The organism is Pseudomonas sp. GM80 (assembly GCF_000282515.1).
GTDB lineage: Bacteria > Pseudomonadota > Gammaproteobacteria > Pseudomonadales > Pseudomonadaceae > Aquipseudomonas.
Genome location: NZ_AKJD01000148.1, coordinates 21,271 through 39,044 on the forward strand (window position 1 = coordinate 21,271; position 17,774 = coordinate 39,044).

Genomic DNA, 17,774 nt, shown 5'->3' on the forward strand with positions numbered 1-17,774 from the left:
GAAAACGAGGGAGCGAACTCCCCCGTGTTTTCAGGCGCGAGCCGGTACCGGCAACGGCGCCGCCAGCAGGCGCTCATCCAACAAACCGAGGCCTTCCTGGAACAGCTGGTTGCTGCGCTCGGTATCACCCAGTTGCGCCAGCAAACGCGCCAGTTCCGCGCAGGTTTCCGGATTGCGCTGCACACGCAGGCTGCTTTCCAGATAATCGCGCGCCTTGCCCCACAGGCTGGTTTGCAGGCACAGACGCCCCAAGGTCAGCAGCAGGCTCGGATCGTTCGGATGCTCCTTGAGCCAGCCTTCAGCCGTCTGCAACTGACGCGCCGGATCGCTGCCGCGCACCAGGCCATACAGGCGGGCCAGATGACTGTCGAACTTGCGTTTGATGGCGCCGCGCAAGACTTCCTCGGCTTCCACCTGAGCGCCCAACTGCCGCAGTTGCTCGGCATACGCCAGCACCAGCGGCGACTCCTGACGTTGCGCGGAAGTCAGTTGCTGCCATGCCCGATTGAGCGATTGCAGGCCCACCGTGCCGTCCTCTTCGCGATGCGCCGCCAACGAAAGGTTCTCGCCCCAGGCGCGTCGTTCGAGTTCAGCCAGTTCGGCCGCTGGCAGGACCTTGTCCTTGCGCAGCTCCGGCAGCAGGCGAATCACCGCCGACCATTCACCACGCTGCTGATACAGGCGCTGCAACTGGCGCAACGTCTGCGCATTGTGCGGATGGCGCTCGTGCATCGCTTGCAGCGTAACCAGCGCCCCATCGGTATCGCCGCGATCGGTTTGCAGTTGCGCATGGCTCAAGGCAATCGCCAGTTCGGCCTGCGGCTGACGCTCCAGCGCACGCTCCAGCAGGCGGTCGCATTCTTCGTAATTGCCTTGCTCATTGGCGGCGCGCGCAGCGCCGAGGTAGTACAGCAACGGTTGGCGCTCGGCTTCAGCCGCGCGATGCAGATGACGTTGCGCGCTGGCCCAACGCCCTTCGGCCAGGTCCAGTTGCCCGTGTTCGATCGCCACTTGCACGCGACGGCTGCGGTTGCGCCGCGACCATGGATTGACCACGCCGCTGGAGGTCATCACCAGCTCGACCAACGCCTTGATGCCCCAGATCAGCAGCCACAGCACCGCGATGACCGCCAGCGTTGCCCACAGGCTCGCTTCGTAGCGAAAGCTCTTGTAGGCGACCAGCACGTAACCGGAATGCTGCGCCACCGCAAAACCCAGCGCCGCTGTCGCCGCGATCACCAGGAACACGATCACATACAGGCGCTTCATGGCGTCGCCTCCTGCGCGGAATTGGCGGCAGGCTTGGCAAAAGGTTTCACCGATTCTTCAGCATTGACGTTGCGCCGTTCCAGATACGCCTGCACCGCGCTGAGAGTGCCGGCCAGATCCGGCGTGTTGACCGTGACCGGCTCTTTGCTCAATTCGCCAACCTGCTCCAGCATCACTTTGCTCTGCGGGTTGTCCGGATTGAAATTGCCTTTGAGCACGTCACGCGCCTCGGCCAGTGCCTGGGTATAAACCGGCGCCTGTCCGTTGAGCGCCGCCCACTGCGCCTGCTCCAGCGCCAGGCTCAGGGCCAGACGTACCTGGCTCAGGCTCTGCCCGGCCAGCAGCGGCCGCACATTCTTGTCAGCGTTGAAATCGATACGGATGTAACGCGAAACCTGATCCCACCACTGTGCCCAGCGACTGGCGCCGTCACCGTCGGCAGTCAGGCCCAGCAGCGATTCGCCGCGATCCTTGTACTCCGGCGCCAGCTCGGTGAGATCAATGACCTGATCGCGCAACGCGCCGAGGCGCAGGAACAGCCCGGTGCGATCCGGCTGCGCGGTGCTGCGCAGGGCCACCAGGGTTTTCGCCACTTGCTCGCGGGCAGCGAAAGAACCAGGGTCGTTCTGTTCGCGGAGAATTTCGTCGGCGCCCTGCACCAGTGCCTGCGCGCTGCTGATGTCCTGCAACGCGGAAAGACGCAGGCTGGCCAGACGCAGAAGGTGTTCGGCCTCGGCCAGACGCCAGTCCTTGCGGCTCGCCCCGAGGACGGTTTCCAGGCGTTGGTTGAGGCGTTGCTGATCGCCCTGAAGCTGCGTCACCAGACGCTGGCGCTCGGCAAGTTCGTCGGCGCCCGGCAACTGCGCGAGGCGCTCGGTCAGACGCTGCTCGTTGAGTTTCAGGCTCTGCGCCTGATCGTTCAGCGCCTGCACCTGGCCCGACTGTTGTTGGGTGTTGGTCTGCAGGTGACGGACCTGCCAGACACCCCAGCCACCGATCGCGACACCGGCAGCACCGAGCAACAGGGCGACGATGGCCAGTCCATTGCCTCGGCGCGGCTCGTTGGCCGGCGGTGGAGTTTCAACCTGCTTTTCAAGCACGACAGGTTGGACATCATCTTTTGGCAAGGCTGTTTCGCTCACGTATCCATCCTTTGCATTAGAGAACGGGCCCGGGATGCTCCCGTAACGCCGTCAGCAAAGCCGCGGCACTCGCGCCGCGGCAATCCACAACTGTTTGAGCCCCGGCGGCACGTGCCAGCTCGGCGACCCTTGGGCTTGGAACAAACAACGGCAGCTGCGCAATCTCGGGCCAGGCATCGCCAGCCATTTCGCGCAGGTGCTCGAAACCCTGTCCACTGCTGACCACCAGCCCGTTCAAGCGTTCCGCTGCGATCCGCTGCGGCAACGCGTGCGGTGCATAGGCTGGCAGGTCACGTCGATACAATTCCAGATACTCGACACTAGCACCTAGCTCACGCAAACGCTCGGCGAGCAGCTCGCGCCCGCCCTGCCCGCGCAGGATCAATACCTGCGCACCGGGCTGGCTGACCGCCTCACGCAGACGCGGCAATTGCAGCAACGCTTCACTGTCATCGCCCTCAGACGGGAAGTGCGCATCGAGGCCGCGATCCAGAAGGATCTGCGCGGTTGCCGCACCGACGCTGAACCACGGCATCGTCAGCGCAGGCGAGCCGCCGAGTAAATCCAGTGCAATGCGCGCCGCCGGTTTGCTGACCACGATCACCGCGCTGCAACCCGGCAACTGCGCAATCGCCTGACGAATCTTGTCAGAGACTGGCAGCGCGACAATGTCCAGGAGCGGCAGACAACTACTGAAAACGCCCTGCGCCGCCAACGTCTCGGCGAGCGCCGCACAATCTTCCGCAGGGCGCGTCAGCAGCAGGCGCCAAGCGGTCACTCGTGACCTGCCTCGCCGTAGACTGCTTTGAGAATGTCGGCGGCGCCCTGGCTCAACAGATCTTCAGCTACCTGCACACCCAATGCTTGGGCATTAGCACGTGGCGCACGGGCTTCAGCGCTGAGCAGCTTGCCACCGCTCGGCTCGCCGACCAGACCACGCAACCACAACTGCTCGCCTTCGAGCACGGCGTAGCAGGCGATCGGCACCTGGCAGCCGCCATTCAGATGTTTGTTGAGGGCACGTTCGGCAGTCACCCGCGACGAGGTGTCGGCGTGATGCAGCGGGGCGAGCAAGGCGTGGATTTGCGTGTCGGCGCTGCGGCATTCGATACCGACCGCACCTTGGCCACCGGCCGGCAGGCTGTCATCGACACTGATTGCCGAAGTGATGCGCTCTTCGAAACCGAGGCGGATCAGGCCGGCCGCTGCGAGGATGATCGCGTCGTACTCGCCAGCATCAAGCTTGGCCAGACGCGTATTGACGTTGCCGCGCAGGAAGCGGATTTCAAGATCCGGGCGACGCGTCAGCAGTTGCGCCTGACGGCGCAGACTGGAGGTGCCGACGATGCTGCCGGCAGGCAACGCTTCAAGGCTTTCATAGGTATTGGAAACGAAGGCATCGCGCGGGTCTTCGCGCTCGCAGATGCAAAACAGACCGAGGCCTTCGGGGAAGTCCATCGGCACGTCTTTCATCGAGTGGACGGCGATGTCGGCTTCGTTTTCCAGCAGCGCGGTTTCCAGTTCTTTGACGAACAGGCCCTTGCCGCCGATTTTCGACAGTGGCGAATCGAGCAGCTTGTCGCCGCGACTGACCATGGGCACCAGCGTCACCAGCAGGCCCGGGTGGGCCGCTTCCAGACGGGCTTTGACGTATTCGGCCTGCCAGAGGGCCAACGCACTTTTACGGGTGGCGATGCGGATTTCGCGAGAGGACATGGATCAATCCGTACTGAATAGATACGGCGGATAATAACAGCTCAGCCAAATCCACTTTGACTTGAATCAGAGTCGGCGCGGCCTCCCTGGCCTGCAATGCCCGATGGAAAGAAATGTGAGCCGCCGGAAATGTCCGGCTTACAGGCCCTGCATCATTTTGCGCACACCGGCCACGTGCCGACGGCTGACGATCAGCGCATCACCATTGAGGCCTTTGAGGAACAGTTGGAAATGCCCCAGCGGCGTGCGTTGCAGACGTTCGATGCGGTCGCGGGCGACCAGGGCGTTGCGGTGGATACGCACAAAGCGTTCGCCGAATTCGTCTTCCAGAGCCTTCAGTGGCTCGTCGAGCAGCACTTCGCCGGCCTCGTGGCGCAAGGTCACGTATTTGTGGTCGGCAATGAAATAGACCACCTGATCCAGCGGGATCAGTTCGATGCCTTTACGGGTGCGGGCGCTGATGTGGCTGCGTGGGCCGGTGCCACTTTCGGCAGCGGGACGGGTCAGGGCCGAGAGTTGCGCCCGGTTGGGACGTTCCGCCCGTTTCAGGGCGTCATGCAGATGTTCGGTTCGCACGGGTTTCACCACATAGCCCACGGCGCTGGCCTGCAGGGCTTCCACGGCAAATTCATCGGGGCTGGTGCAAAACACCACGGCGGGCGGCGTTTCTCGTTCGCACAGACGGGCAGCAACTTGCAGGCCATCGAGGCCCGGCATGCGGATATCAAGCAGCACGATATCCGGTTTGTGGCTGTCGATCAGTGCCAACGCCTCCTCGCCATTCGTGGCGCTGGGCTCCAGAACTGTATAACCCTCGAGCTCGCTCACCATTCGGCTGAGGCGCTCGCGAGCCAGTGGTTCGTCATCAACGATCAGGACATTCATATTGCGCTGGATTCCTGCGTGAGTCTCGCACAAGGATAGCGTAGACAGGTGAAGTGACGTCCGTCACCGCGATCCACGCTAAGACTAGCCCGAGCGCCAAAAAGTGCCGTACGTCGGCCAGCAATATTTGCCAGTGTCCGGGTCGTACTGCTCAAAGCCCGCTGTTTCCTGCGTTTCTCACGGGGATTGCCGAAGGACAATTACACCCACCCCCCTCTTCTTATAGTCGGCGGCCAGACCTTTGCGCGATCGAAAGTCGCGCCGACCCTTATGTCCTACTGTAGACGCTCGTCGGGCCGATATTGCTCAATCGAAAAATATCCTTGCGCAAATCTTCCGGGCGCAGCGCCGACTATGACTGAGCCAATGAGAAAAAAACGTATCGACCGGTGTCAGCGACAGTCTGGGCAACCCTGTTATTATCCGCGCCAGCGTTTCACGCCTTTTTTCTTCAAGCCGATACGAGCGAATTCATGAGCACTGACAAGACCAATCAGTCCTGGGGCGGCCGCTTCAGTGAACCCGTCGACGCCTTCGTCGCCCGCTTCACCGCCTCCGTCACTTTCGACCAGCGCCTGTATCGCCACGACATCATGGGCTCGATCGCCCACGCCACCATGCTGGCCAAGGTCGGCGTGCTGACCGATGCCGAGCGCGACAGCATCATCGACGGCCTGAACACCATTCAGGGCGAAATCGAGGCCGGCCAGTTCGACTGGCGCATCGACCTCGAAGACGTGCACATGAACATCGAAGCACGCCTGACCGATCGCATCGGTGTCACCGGTAAAAAATTGCACACCGGGCGTAGCCGCAACGACCAGGTGGCCACCGACATCCGCCTGTGGCTGCGTGACGAGATCGACCTGATCCTCGCCGAAATCACCCGTCTGCAAAAAGGCCTGCTGGAGCAAGCCGAGCGCGAAGCTGCGAGCATCATGCCGGGCTTCACCCACTTGCAGACCGCGCAGCCAGTGACGTTCGGGCACCACATGCTGGCCTGGTTCGAAATGCTCAGCCGCGATTACGAGCGTCTGGTCGACTGCCGCAAGCGCACCAACCGCATGCCGCTGGGCAGCGCCGCGCTGGCCGGCACCACCTACCCGATCGACCGCGAATACACCGCACAACTGCTGGGTTTTGACGCGGTTGGCGGCAACTCGCTGGACAACGTTTCCGATCGCGATTTCGCCATCGAATTCTGCTCGGCCGCGAGCATCGCGATGATGCACTTGTCGCGTTTCTCCGAAGAATTGGTGCTGTGGACCAGCGCGCAGTTCCAGTTCATCGATCTGCCGGACCGTTTCTGCACCGGCAGCTCGATCATGCCGCAAAAGAAAAACCCCGACGTGCCAGAGCTGGTACGTGGCAAGACCGGCCGTGTGTTCGGTGCCTTGATGGGCCTGCTGACCTTGATGAAAGGCCAACCGCTGGCCTACAACAAGGACAACCAGGAAGACAAAGAGCCGCTGTTCGACGCCGCCGACACCCTGCGCGACTCGCTGCGCGCCTTTGCCGACATGATCCCGGCGATCAAACCGAAGCACGCGATCATGCGTGAAGCGGCGCTGCGTGGCTTCTCCACCGCGACCGACCTGGCGGATTATCTGGTGCGCCGTGGTTTGCCGTTCCGTGATTGCCACGAAATCGTTGGCCATGCCGTGAAGTACGGCGTGGACACGGGCAAGGATCTGGCCGAGATGAGCCTGGAAGAACTGCGCCAGTTCAGCGATCAGATCGAGCAGGACGTGTTTGCCGTGTTGACCCTGGAAGGCTCGGTGAATGCCCGCGACCATATCGGCGGGACTGCGCCGGCGCAGGTCAAGGCTGCTGTAGTGCGCGGTCAAGCGCTGATCGCCAGCCGCTAAAAGCATCGCTGGCAAGCCAGCTCCCACAGGGTTCTTTGCTGGAACACAATTTTGGTTCGACCCAAAGACCTGTGGGAGCTGGCTTGCCAGCGATGACTGACTTCAGAACGCTAAAAAAATCACTTCTTTGCAGCGATCATCGCCAAAAACGCCGGCATCGCCGCATCCTTGTCCGCCGCAATCTTCTGCACATGCGGATTCTGCTCAAGCCGCTCCAGCAACGCCTTCGCCTGCGGCATCTCCGCCAGCAAATCAATCCCGAACAGCTTCTGCCCGACCGCACAGGCCAGCGGCACGCTGTAGAGGAAGTACAAATCGGCAATACTCAAGCTGTCGCCCGCCACGTACGGGGCGAATTTGCCGTGTCGGCCCAAGGCCGCAAAACCCAGCAACAATTCAGTCTTGGTCTTTTCCTTGATCGCGTCCGGCAAAGTCATGCCGAAAAATGCTTCGCCATAACAGGCACGCCCCGGCAACTCGATGTACAGCTCGATTTCCTTGGCAATCGCCAACACCTGCGCACGCTCGAACGGATCGCTCGGCAGCAGCGCTGTGCCTTTCTGGGTCTGCTCCAGGTATTCGAGGATGATCGCGGTTTCGTTGATGTAACCACCATCGACGCCGAGCACCGGCACTTTGCCGCGCGGGCTGATAGTCAGGGACTCCGGGGTTTGCGCCGGGTAGAACGTGACCTCTTCGAACGACAGGCCTTTTTCCAGCAGCGCCAGTTTGACCATGTTGTAGTAGTTGCTGACTGAGAATCCATAAAGCTTGAGCATCACATAGCCTCCAGGCCGTGCGGGGTGGGCAGTGCCTGTTTATAGAACGTGCAGGCCAATCCCGCCAGCAGCATCACGCCTCTGAATGCGGGTAAACTGGCGCCTTTCCTTGAGGAGCCTGCCATGAGCGAGCCGACAGACATCGACAATGACAACGACGAAGAAGAGTTCACCGAAGCGACGTTGATCGAAGCCATCGAGAACCAGATCGAAAGCGACAACCCGCCGGCCGCCAAAGCGACGTTCAACAAGCTGACCCTGGTCGGCGTTGAGCGTGAAGAGATCCTCAATCTGATGGCGCACGTGCTGGCCTACGAGATTGACGCGATGCTCGATGAAGATCGTGCATTTGATACTGAATGGTACGAAGCGGCGCTGCGTGCGCTGCCTGAGTTGCCGCCAGAAAAATCCTGAATCAAAAGATCGCAGCCTTCGGCAGCTCCTACATAAATCCCCTGTAGGAGCTGCCGAAGGCTGCGATCTTTTTTATGGGGACTACACTGGAATCCGCCTCAAGACAAAATCCCTGATCTGAGCACTGGACATGCCGCAAAAGCGGGTTCACCTTAGGGGCGCTGTCGTCCAATTCCTAGAAAGTCTGGAGTCCTTATGTCGCTTACCCCTGAGTTGGTTGCCGAACTGGAAGTCCTCGCACTCTTTCCCCTGGACAGTTCCCAGGAAGGTTTGAAAATTCATCAGACCGCTGCCCCGAAACATATTTCTGCCGCCAAACGCCTCTTTGAAAAAGACCTGACTGATCAGCCCGATGGCGGTTATCTGACCAGCCTCGGTCGCGATGCAGCACAAAATGTGCAGACCGTGCTGACCATTCTGAGAGAGCAAGAAACCGCCTGATCCTCCCCGACTTCGCCCACGGGAACTCCTGCCACGGGATTTCCGCGGGCCTGCCTGTTCGCCCGCGATAGAAATCTGACGTCAAAAAACAAAATCAGCTAAAAGTCCCGCCGCGCTAAGGCTAAACTGCCTGACATTCCGAGACCCTCTACGTCCGAGCCTGCGAGCCGGTTTGAGCTGACATGACGCGCACCCACGAAATCCGCCCCGACCTGGACGAAGGCATTGACCGCAAAGTCCTCAGCCAACTGCGCGCGCGGTTTCTCAAACTCAATGAAGGCCGCCTTGGGCGCGCCCTCGAAGGGTTGTCGACACGCCAGCAAAGCGTACTGACGCTGCTGCCGCTGTTCTTCCATGTCAACCATCCGCTGCTGCCGGGTTATGTGTCGGGCAGTACGCCGGCTGGTCTGTCTAATTACGAGCCCGACGCCAATGTGCTCGCCGAAGCCCAGCGCCTGACCCGATCGTTTTCTTACAAGCCACGTCACGGCAGCAACCCGCCGCGACCTATTCACGGTCTGTTTCTGATGGGCAGCCTCGGCACGCTGGCGCAGGCCGATCAGAGCGACATGGACGTGTGGGTCTGCCATGCGCCAGACCTCAACGAAAGCGAACTCACTGAGCTGAGCAAGAAATGCCAATTGCTGGAAGTCTGGGCCGCGAGCCAGGGCGCCGAGGCGCATTTCTTCCTGATCGACCCGGTGCGCTTCGTCAAAGGCGAGCGCGACACCCAACTCAGCTCGGAAAACTGCGGCAGCACCCAACACTATCTATTGCTGGACGAGTTCTACCGCACCGCGATCTGGCTGGCCGGGCGCACGCCGATCTGGTGGCTGGTGCCGGTTTACGAGGAAACCGCCTACGACCTGTACACCCACACCCTGCTGTCGAAGCGCTTCATTCGCGCCGACGAAACCCTGGATCTCGGCCATCTGGCGACGATTCCACCGGGAGAGTTCATCGGCGCGGGTTTGTGGCAGTTGTTCAAGGGCATCGAGTCACCGTACAAATCGGTGCTCAAACTGTTGCTGACCGAGGTTTACGCCAGCGAGCACCCACACGTGCAGTGCCTGAGCCTGCGCTTCAAGAAAGCCGTGTTCGGCAATCAGCTCGATCTCGACGAGCTGGATCCGTACATGGTCGTGTACCGGCGCATCGAGGAATACCTCATTGCGCGCAACGAGCCGGAACGCCTGGAACTGGTGCGCCGCGCGCTGTATCTGAAGGTCAACCGCAAGCTCACCGGCAACAGTCGCACCCAGAGCTGGCAACGTTCGTTGCTCGAACGGCTGGCCAGCGAATGGCATTGGGATCAGCGGCAACTGGCGCTACTCGACAGCCGCAGCCAGTGGAAAGTCCGTCAGGTCAGCGCCGAGCGCCGCGCGCTGGTCAACGAGCTGAATTACAGCTATCGCTTCCTGACTCAATTCGCCCGCACCGAACAGACGGTCAGCCTGATCAACAAGCGCGACCTCAACGTGCTCGGTCGCCGGCTCTATGCCGCCTTCGAACGCAAGGCCGACAAGGTCGAGTTCATCAACCCCGGCATCGCCCCCGATCTGGCCGAAGACACCCTGACGCTGGTGCAATCGCGCAACAAAAAGGAACCTGGGCAAACCCAGTGGGGCCTGTACAACGGCAGCCTCACCGCGCTGGAGTGGGAGCACTTTGCGCCGATCAAGCGCAGCCGCGAGTTGCTTGAACTGCTGACGTGGAGTCACCGCAACGGCGTGATCGACAGCAGCACCCGCCTGGCGCTACACCCTGGCACCAGCGACCTGAGCGAGTTCGAGCTGTTCAACCTGCTCGGCAGCCTGCAACAGTGCATCGCTTTGCCATTGCCCACTGTGGCCGAAGAGCCATTGCTGCGCGCCGCCGTGCCGAGCGAAGTGCTGATGCTGGTCAACGTCGGCGTCGACCCGCTCAAGCATCACCGCGACCTCAACATCCTGATGACCACCGAGCGCACCGACTCGCTGAGCTACGCCGGTGTGCGCGAAAACCTCGTGTTGACCCTCGATCAAGTCACGCTCAACAGCTGGAACGAAGTGCTGGTCAACCGCTTCGACGGCCCGCACGCCCTCCTCGACTGCCTGCGCGATTACCTCAACAACCTGCCACGCGGGCCGTCGCAACCGTCGTTGAAGGTGCGCTGTTTCTGCCACAACCGCGCGCAGTTCATTGCCCGGCGTGTCGAGGAAATCGTCGACACCGCGCAAAACCTGCTGCTCAGTGATTTGAACCACCGCTACCTGATTCAAGTGCAGCAGCACTATCACGTGCTGGAGTTGGTGCCGGGCCAGGTCAACCACGTCGCCCTCGCGACCCTGCCGGCACTGCTCGATTACCTCGGCGAAGAACAGCCGCGCTACAGCCCGCTGCACCTGGACCCGATGGCGCTGGAGGAGCACGACCTCGCGCTGATCCTGCCAATGGGCCAGCCGGAATGCATTCAGGTGTTCTACCGCATCACCGAACAGCAAGCCGAGCTGTACGTATTGGATGAATTCAATGCGCTGTGGCAGCAGCATCTGCCTTATCACGACGAGCAGAGTCTGTTGGTGCCGTTGCAGCGTTTCCTGCAATCGATCCTGTACCGTCGCGAAGCCGTGTTGCCGATGGACGCCGGCCCGGGTGCCCGTCTCGAAACGTTGTATTACCAGTTATTGCCTTCGGGTCCGGGGCGCGCGCGACGGGTCGAAGCGCGACCAGCACCGCAGACCCCGGTAAACAAGCCGTTCTACGACGTGCAGGCGATCGTCGGCAAAGCCGCACCGGGCGAAGTGCAAGTCACGCTGTATTGCAATCAACGGGAATTCAGTGAGCTGGAACATGGCGACCAGCTGTTCAGCGTGGTCGCCCAGGAGATCGTCGAGCAGCGCCGCGACAGCGAACGCTATCGCTGCTACATCACCGACCTCGACCTCTCGGGCCTGCTCGGTGACGGGCAGAGTTCAAGCAATCTGTATCTACGCTACAAGGCTGACCTGGAGCGCGCTCTGAACGAGGCACTCGAACAGGTCTGAAGGCGGGTTACTCGCGGAAATCACCGCCGTTGGCCGGCTGCGATTCGACTTCGAGCAAGGTCAGCTTGAGGGTCTTGCCACCCGGTGCCGGCCAGTCGATGTGTTGACCGACTTTCAGGCCCAGCAGTGCACTGCCGACCGGTGCCAGAATGGAGATCTTGCCTTCGTCGGCGTTGGCATCCTTGGGATAGACCAGCGTCAGGTGGTAGTCCTTGCCACTGCCTTCTTCACGGCAATGCACGCGGGAATTCATCGTCACGACATCGGCGGGCACTTCATCGTGGCCGACCACGTCGTCGGCACGGTCCAGTTCGGTTTGCAGCGCGATCACGCCCGGCGCAGCCTGGTCTTTGTCGTTCAGGCTGTCGATCAGGCGCTCCAGACGTTGCACGTCCAGACGGGTGAGGGTGATGGAAGGTGCGGTCATGATCCGGGCAGACTCCTTTCTTCTGCACAAAAAAAGCAAAACCCCGCCAAAAAAGACGGGGTTTTCACCGTGCCTCGGTGGTTTGAGGCGTCTGCGGACACTATCACAGCTCAAAAAATATACAAGTCACCCACTTTTTGCCTGGGTGAAACCCTTGTGGCGAGGGGATTTATCCCCGTTCGGCTGCGCAGCAGTCGTAAAGATTTTGGGGCCGCTACGCGACCCAACGGGGATAAATCCCCTCGCCACAATGGGGTATCAAACAGAATTTTGGCGGGCAGCAGCCTGCTGGCAGATGACCCGGCGTCGCTGATCGTCTGCCGAGCGCCATTCGCGAATGTCCTCGACATGGCGGAAGCAACCCAGGCAGACCTTCTGCTCATCCAGCCGGCACACCCCGCTGCACGGCGAAGGCACGGCCGCGCTGACATTGCTGTAAAGCGGCTTCGGCGGACGAACGGGAGCAGTATCAGTCACGGAATCACAGACCTTCGAAATCGAAGTCGGCGCCGGCCTGCTGCTTGACGATGCGCTCGAGCATTTCGCCCAATTGCTCTTCGCTCTTGTCGCACATCCAGCGCTCGCTTTCTTCGTCGTAATCAAAGTGGAAACCACCGGACACCGCCGCCAGCCACAGCTGACGCAGCGGCTCCTGGCGGCTGAAGATCAGCTGCGAGCCGTTTTCGAACTTGACGGTGAGCACACCGGCCGAGTTCTCCATGTCGATATCCAGGTCGCTTTCATCAAAGATGTCTTCCAGTTTTTCCTGGGTTTCATCGACCAGATCGTGGAAACGGGCTTCGGACAAACTCATTGCGGCAACCTCAAAAAATGTTCTGATCAGGCTCAAGCGCCGAAAGATACGGACGCTGCCGGCCGATTGCAAAGATTAACGACCAAGCACCGATCGGCGTAACAAACCCGGTACCTGTGGGAGCGGGCTTGCCCGCGATGAGGCCGGCAAATTCAACATTGATGTCGATTGAACCACCGCAATCGCGGGCAAGCCCGCTCCCACAGGGTTCTATATGCTGGTGGGCAAGCCCCGCCGGACGGGAAGGCCATCACATAGGCAAGCTGCCGGGTGGCCGGTATACTCCGGCGCAATTAACGCATTTTCAAGGATTTCGCCATGAAGCGCCTGATCTCTTCCCTTGCTGCGCTCGTCGCGGTTGCCTGCCTCGTTTCGGCCTGCGGTCAAAAAGGCCCGCTGTACCTGCCCGATGACGATCAGGACCCGGCCGAGCAAGCCAAATCGTCGCAACAACAGCCTGCCTCCAAGGCGCACAAGCACGACGTTTACCAATAAGGGATCGCCATGGACGCTTTTAACTACCGTGGCGGGGAACTGTTTGCGGAAGGTGTGGCGCTGTCTGCCATCGCCGACCGCTTTGGCACGCCCACCTACGTTTACTCGCGCGCACACATCGAAGCCCAGTATCTGGCGTACGCCGATGCGCTGGCCGGCATGCCGCACCTGGTCTGCTTTGCGGTCAAAGCCAACTCCAACCTCGGCGTACTGAATGTCCTGGCGCGTCTGGGCGCCGGTTTCGACATCGTGTCCCGTGGCGAACTGGAACGCGTGCTCGCCGCTGGCGGCAGCCCTGAAAAAATCGTCTTCTCCGGTGTCGGCAAGACCCGCGACGACATGCGTCGTGCGCTGGAAGTCGGCGTGCACTGCTTCAACGTCGAATCCACCGACGAGCTCGAGCGCCTGCAAGTGGTTGCCGCCGAACTGGGCGTCCGCGCCCCGGTTTCGCTGCGCGTGAACCCGGACGTCGATGCCGGCACCCACCCGTACATTTCCACCGGTCTCAAAGAGAACAAGTTCGGCATCGCCATCGCCGACGCCGAAGACGTGTACGTGCGTGCCGCGCATCTGCCGAACCTGGAAGTGGTTGGCGTCGACTGCCACATCGGTTCGCAACTGACCACGCTGCCACCGTTCCTCGATGCGCTCGACCGTCTGCTGGATCTGGTCGATCGTCTCGGCGATTGCGGCATTCACCTGCGCCACATCGATCTCGGTGGTGGTCTGGGTGTGCGTTATCGCGATGAAGAGCCGCCATTGGCTGCTGACTACATCAAAGCCGTACGCGAGCGTCTTAACGGTCGTGATCTGGCGCTGGTGTTCGAGCCGGGCCGTTTCATCGTTGCCAACGCCGGCGTGCTGCTGACCCAGGTCGAGTACCTCAAGCACACCGAACACAAGGATTTCGCCATCGTCGATGCGGCGATGAACGACCTGATCCGCCCGGCGCTGTATCAGGCGTGGATGGACGTTACCGCGGTCAAGCCGCGTGACAGCGCTGCGCGCAAATACGACATCGTCGGCCCGATTTGCGAAACCGGTGACTTCCTCGCCAAGGATCGCGAATTGGCCCTGGCCGAAGGCGATCTGCTGGCGGTGCATTCGGCCGGCGCCTACGGTTTTGTGATGAGCTCCAACTACAACACCCGTGGCCGTGCCGCTGAAGTGTTGGTAGACGGTGATCAGGTTTTTGAAGTGCGTCGCCGCGAGACCGTGGCCGAGCTGTTTGCCGGCGAAAGCCTGCTGCCGGAGTAACCCATGCTGCTGCGTTTTACTAAAATGCACGGCTTGGGCAATGACTTCATGGTTCTCGACCTGGTCAGCCAGCACGCGCATATTCAGCCAAAGCACGCCAAGCAATGGGGCGACCGCCACACCGGCATTGGTTTCGACCAGTTGCTGATCGTCGAGGCGCCAAGCAACCCGGACGTGGATTTCCGTTATCGGATCTTCAATTCCGACGGCTCCGAAGTTGAGCAGTGCGGCAACGGTGCGCGCTGCTTTGCGCGCTTCGTGCTCGACAAACGTCTGACCGCCAAGCGGCAGATCCGCGTCGAGACCAAGGGCGGCATTATCGAACTGGACGTACGTAACGACGGCCAGATCGGCGTGAACATGGGCGCTCCACGTCTGGTGCCGGCGGACATTCCGTTCGAAGCGCCAGCGCAAGCCATCAGCTATCAGCTGGAAGTCGATGGCACCACGGTCGAACTGGCCGCGGTGTCGATGGGCAACCCGCACGCGGTATTGCGCGTGCAAGACATCAACAGTGCACCGGTGCATGAACTGGGGCCGAAAATCGAACATCACCCGCGCTTCCCCGCGCGAGTGAACGTCGGTTTTCTCCAGGTCATCGACCGCAACCGTGCGCAGTTGCGCGTGTGGGAACGTGGTGCCGGGGAAACCCAGGCCTGCGGCACCGGCGCTTGTGCAGCGGCTGTCGCTGCGATCAGCCAGGGGTGGATGGATTCGCCGCTATTGATCGACCTGCCCGGCGGGCGTCTGTCCATTGAATGGGCGGGCCCTGGCCAACCGGTGCTGATGACCGGTCCGGCAGTGCGTGTATACGAAGGACAAGTACGTCTTTGAGTGAGCAGAAACCATGACCGATAAGCCTCAGGTACCCGCCCGACAGTCCGACGAATCAGCGTCCGAGAGCCTGGAGGCGGCAGCGGTTGCTGCGTACCTTGAGGCGCATCCGGACTTCTTCGTCGAGCACGAAGAACTGCTGCCCGCCCTGCGCATTCCGCACCAGCGTGGCGATACCGTTTCGCTGGTCGAGCGGCAGATGACTATCCTGCGCGACCGCAACATCGAGATGCGTCACCGCCTCTCGCATTTGATGGACGTCGCCCGCGACAACGATCGCCTGTTCGACAAGACCCGCCGCCTGATTCTTTCTCTAATGGACGCCGCCAGCCTGGAAGACGTGGTGATCAGCGTCGAAGACAGTCTGCGCCAGGATTTCCAGGTGCCTTTTGTCAGCCTGATCCTGCTCGGTGATAACCCGGCACCGGTTGGCCGTTGGGTCACCCACGCCGACGCGCAAGTCGCCATCGGCGGCTTGCTCACCGAAGGCAAAAGCGTCAGCGGCAGCCTGCGCGAACATGAGCTGGACTTCCTCTTCGGCGAAGAACAGCGCAAGCAGATCGGCTCAACTGCCGTGGTCGCCGTCAGCCATCAAGGCATCCACGGCATTCTGGCGATCGCCAGCCGTGATCCGCAGCACTACAAGAGTTCGGTCGGTACGCTGTTCCTCAGCTATATCGCCGAAGTCATGGGCCGCGTGCTGCCACGGGTCAACAGCTCCCTGCGCTCGGTACGCTGAACATGGAACGACAACTGGACGCTTACTGCGAACACCTGCGCAGTGAGCGACAGGTGTCGCCGCACACGCTGTCGGCCTACCGCCGCGACCTCGATAAAGTCCTTGGCTGGTGCGTGAAACAGAACATCGGCAGTTGGTCTGCGCTGGACATTCAGCGCCTGCGCAGCCTGATTGCTCGCTTGCATGCGCAGGGCCAGTCCTCGCGCAGCCTCGCCCGATTGCTGTCGGCGGTGCGCGGGCTCTATCACTATCTGAATCGCGAAGGCCTTTGCGACCATGATCCGGCCACGGGTCTGGCACCGCCGAAAGGCGAGCGCCGCCTGCCGAAAACCCTCGACACCGACCGTGCGCTGCAACTGCTTGAAGGTGCGGTCGAGGACGATTTTCTCGCACGTCGGGATCAGGCGATTCTGGAGTTGTTCTACTCCTCCGGTCTGCGCCTTTCCGAACTGACCGGGCTCAATCTTGATCAACTCGACCTCGCCGATGGCATGGTGCAAGTGCTCGGCAAGGGCAGCAAAACCCGCCTGCTGCCGGTGGGTAAAAAGGCCCGCGAAGCACTGGAACAATGGCTGCCGTTACGGGCCATGACCAACCCCGCAGACGACGCTGTGTTTGTCAGCCAACAAGGCCGGCGCCTTGGCCCGCGAGCGATTCAGGTACGAGTCAAATTGGCCGGCGAACGCGAATTGGGGCAGAACCTGCACCCGCACATGCTGCGGCACTCGTTCGCCAGCCATCTGCTCGAATCCTCACAGGATCTGCGCGCCGTGCAGGAATTGCTCGGCCACTCAGATATCAAGACCACGCAGATCTACACCCACCTGGACTTCCAGCACCTGGCGGCGGTCTACGACAGCGCCCACCCACGGGCCAAACGCATGAAAGGCGATGATTCATGAGCATCCAGTTGATCACCTTCGACCTCGACGACACCCTGTGGGACACCGCGCCGGTGATCGTCAGCGCCGAAGCGGTATTGCGCGAATGGCTGAGCGAACATGCGCCGAACCTGGGCGCGGTGCCGGTCGAACATTTGTGGACGATTCGCGAGCGTGTACTGGCTAACGAGCCGGGGCTCAAGCACCGGATCAGCGCGCTACGTCGGCGGGTGTTGTTTCATGCGATGGAAGACGCTGGATATGCCCATGGCGAAGCTACCGACCTGGCAGACAAGGGTTTTGAAGTGTTTCTGCATGCGCGGCATCAGATCGAAGTGTTCCCTGAAGTCGAACCGGTGCTGGAGATCCTCGCCAATCACTATGCGCTTGGCGTAGTCACCAATGGCAATGCCGATGTGCGGAGGTTGGGCCTGGCGGATTACTTCAAGTTTGCGTTGTGCGCGGAAGATATCGGCATCGCCAAACCGGATGCGCGGCTTTTTCATGAGGCTCTGCAACGCGGTGGCGCCACCGCCGAAACCGCCGTGCACATCGGCGATCATCCGGGTGATGACATTGCCGGGGCACAACAGGCGGGGTTACGGGCAATCTGGTTTAACCCGGCGGGAAAAGTCTGGGAAGCGGATCGTCTGCCGGATGCCGAAATCCGTAGCCTCAGCGATTTGCCAGCCGTGCTTGCACGCTGGAACCGCTGAAAAGATCGCAGCCTTCGGCAGCTCCTACAGGGGAACGCATTCCAATGTAGGAGCTGCCGAAGGCTGCGATC

19 protein-coding genes and 1 pseudogene are annotated in these 17,774 nt (G+C 61.2%); 10 read left to right on the forward strand and 10 right to left on the reverse strand.

What is annotated here, in order from left to right; genetic code table 11:
* Nucleotides 1-30 precede the first annotated feature (30 nt).
* The 6 genes and pseudogenes from PMI37_RS20585 to PMI37_RS32580 all read right to left on the reverse strand — a co-directional run.
* Entirely contained in the window at nt 31-1,269 is a 1,239-nt protein-coding gene (locus PMI37_RS20585) for a heme biosynthesis protein HemY (protein ID WP_008084551.1), read from the reverse strand.
* On the reverse strand, nt 1,266-2,411 hold the full coding sequence (locus tag PMI37_RS20590; protein ID WP_008084554.1) for a uroporphyrinogen-III C-methyltransferase: 1,146 nt from the start codon (nt 2,409-2,411) through the stop codon (nt 1,266-1,268). Before PMI37_RS20590 ends, PMI37_RS20585 begins: the two co-directional genes overlap by 4 nt.
* A gap of 16 nt (nt 2,412-2,427) precedes the next feature.
* Nucleotides 2,428-3,189 (reverse strand): uroporphyrinogen-III synthase, encoded by a 762-nt coding sequence (locus PMI37_RS20595; RefSeq protein ID WP_008084556.1) that lies wholly within the window; start codon nt 3,187-3,189, stop codon nt 2,428-2,430.
* A complete protein-coding gene (gene hemC, locus PMI37_RS20600) occupies nt 3,186-4,127 on the reverse strand; it encodes a hydroxymethylbilane synthase (protein ID WP_008084557.1) in 942 nt (313 codons plus the stop codon). The genes PMI37_RS20595 and hemC overlap by 4 nt, the downstream gene beginning before the upstream one ends.
* 138 nt (nt 4,128-4,265) lie before the next feature.
* On the reverse strand, nt 4,266-5,012 hold the full coding sequence (locus PMI37_RS20605; RefSeq protein ID WP_007911111.1) for a LytR/AlgR family response regulator transcription factor: 747 nt from the start codon (nt 5,010-5,012) through the stop codon (nt 4,266-4,268).
* A pseudogene (locus PMI37_RS32580) lies at nt 5,009-5,149 on the reverse strand (sensor histidine kinase); the annotation flags it as partial. The gene PMI37_RS20605 and the pseudogene PMI37_RS32580, both read right to left, overlap by 4 nt.
* A 336-nt stretch (nt 5,150-5,485) precedes the next feature.
* Here PMI37_RS32580 and argH point away from each other — a divergent pair.
* Nucleotides 5,486-6,880, forward strand: a complete 1,395-nt coding sequence (argH, locus tag PMI37_RS20610) for an argininosuccinate lyase (protein ID WP_008084559.1) — start codon at nt 5,486-5,488, stop codon at nt 6,878-6,880.
* Between the two features lie 119 nt (nt 6,881-6,999).
* Here argH and PMI37_RS20615 read toward each other — a convergent pair whose 3' ends face one another.
* Entirely contained in the window at nt 7,000-7,659 is a 660-nt protein-coding gene (locus PMI37_RS20615; RefSeq protein WP_008084561.1) for a glutathione S-transferase family protein, read from the reverse strand.
* Nucleotides 7,660-7,782: 123 nt separating this feature from the next.
* Here PMI37_RS20615 and PMI37_RS20620 point away from each other — a divergent pair, with 123 nt between their 5' ends.
* From PMI37_RS20620 to PMI37_RS20630, 3 genes are all read left to right on the forward strand, one after another.
* Nucleotides 7,783-8,073 (forward strand): hypothetical protein, encoded by a 291-nt coding sequence (locus tag PMI37_RS20620; RefSeq protein WP_008084563.1) that lies wholly within the window; start codon nt 7,783-7,785, stop codon nt 8,071-8,073.
* Between the two features lie 195 nt (nt 8,074-8,268).
* A complete protein-coding gene (locus PMI37_RS20625; RefSeq protein WP_008084565.1) occupies nt 8,269-8,514 on the forward strand; it encodes a TIGR02647 family protein in 246 nt (81 codons plus the stop codon).
* Nucleotides 8,515-8,696: 182 nt separating this feature from the next.
* Nucleotides 8,697-11,540: a class I adenylate cyclase gene (locus tag PMI37_RS20630; protein ID WP_008084567.1), complete on the forward strand. Its 2,844-nt coding sequence runs from the start codon at nt 8,697-8,699 to the stop codon at nt 11,538-11,540.
* A 7-nt stretch (nt 11,541-11,547) separates the two neighbouring features.
* Here the strand turns inward: PMI37_RS20630 and rnk are convergent, their stop codons facing one another.
* The 3 genes from rnk to cyaY all read right to left on the reverse strand — a co-directional run bounded on the left by rnk (nt 11,548) and on the right by cyaY (nt 12,781).
* A complete protein-coding gene (rnk, locus tag PMI37_RS20635) occupies nt 11,548-11,967 on the reverse strand; it encodes a nucleoside diphosphate kinase regulator (RefSeq protein ID WP_008084569.1) in 420 nt (139 codons plus the stop codon).
* 258 nt (nt 11,968-12,225) lie between these two features.
* Nucleotides 12,226-12,444 (reverse strand): DUF1289 domain-containing protein, encoded by a 219-nt coding sequence (locus PMI37_RS31410; protein ID WP_081500526.1) that lies wholly within the window; start codon nt 12,442-12,444, stop codon nt 12,226-12,228.
* 4 nt (nt 12,445-12,448) lie between these two features.
* Nucleotides 12,449-12,781: an iron donor protein CyaY gene (cyaY, locus tag PMI37_RS20640; protein WP_008084571.1), complete on the reverse strand. Its 333-nt coding sequence runs from the start codon at nt 12,779-12,781 to the stop codon at nt 12,449-12,451.
* Between the two features lie 318 nt (nt 12,782-13,099).
* Between cyaY and lptM the strand changes: the two genes are divergently transcribed.
* The 6 genes from lptM to PMI37_RS20670 are packed head-to-tail and all read left to right on the forward strand — an operon-like array spanning nt 13,100 to nt 17,703.
* Entirely contained in the window at nt 13,100-13,276 is a 177-nt protein-coding gene (gene lptM, locus PMI37_RS31415; RefSeq protein WP_003229400.1) for an LPS translocon maturation chaperone LptM, read from the forward strand.
* A gap of 9 nt (nt 13,277-13,285) precedes the next feature.
* Nucleotides 13,286-14,533 (forward strand): diaminopimelate decarboxylase, encoded by a 1,248-nt coding sequence (gene lysA / locus PMI37_RS20650; RefSeq protein WP_008084572.1) that lies wholly within the window; start codon nt 13,286-13,288, stop codon nt 14,531-14,533.
* Nucleotides 14,534-14,536: 3 nt separating this feature from the next.
* Nucleotides 14,537-15,367: a diaminopimelate epimerase gene (gene dapF, locus PMI37_RS20655; RefSeq protein ID WP_008084573.1), complete on the forward strand. Its 831-nt coding sequence runs from the start codon at nt 14,537-14,539 to the stop codon at nt 15,365-15,367.
* Nucleotides 15,368-15,380: 13 nt separating this feature from the next.
* Nucleotides 15,381-16,106, forward strand: coding sequence for a DUF484 family protein (locus tag PMI37_RS20660; RefSeq protein WP_008084574.1), 726 nt, complete (start codon nt 15,381-15,383; stop codon nt 16,104-16,106).
* 2 nt (nt 16,107-16,108) lie between these two features.
* The gene (gene xerC, locus PMI37_RS20665; protein WP_008084575.1) at nt 16,109-17,008 is read left to right on the forward strand and encodes a tyrosine recombinase XerC; all 900 of its coding nucleotides are present in this window, start codon (nt 16,109-16,111) and stop codon (nt 17,006-17,008) included.
* On the forward strand, nt 17,005-17,703 hold the full coding sequence (locus PMI37_RS20670) for an HAD family hydrolase (protein WP_008084576.1): 699 nt from the start codon (nt 17,005-17,007) through the stop codon (nt 17,701-17,703). The genes xerC and PMI37_RS20670 overlap by 4 nt, the downstream gene beginning before the upstream one ends.
* Nucleotides 17,704-17,774 lie beyond the last annotated feature (71 nt).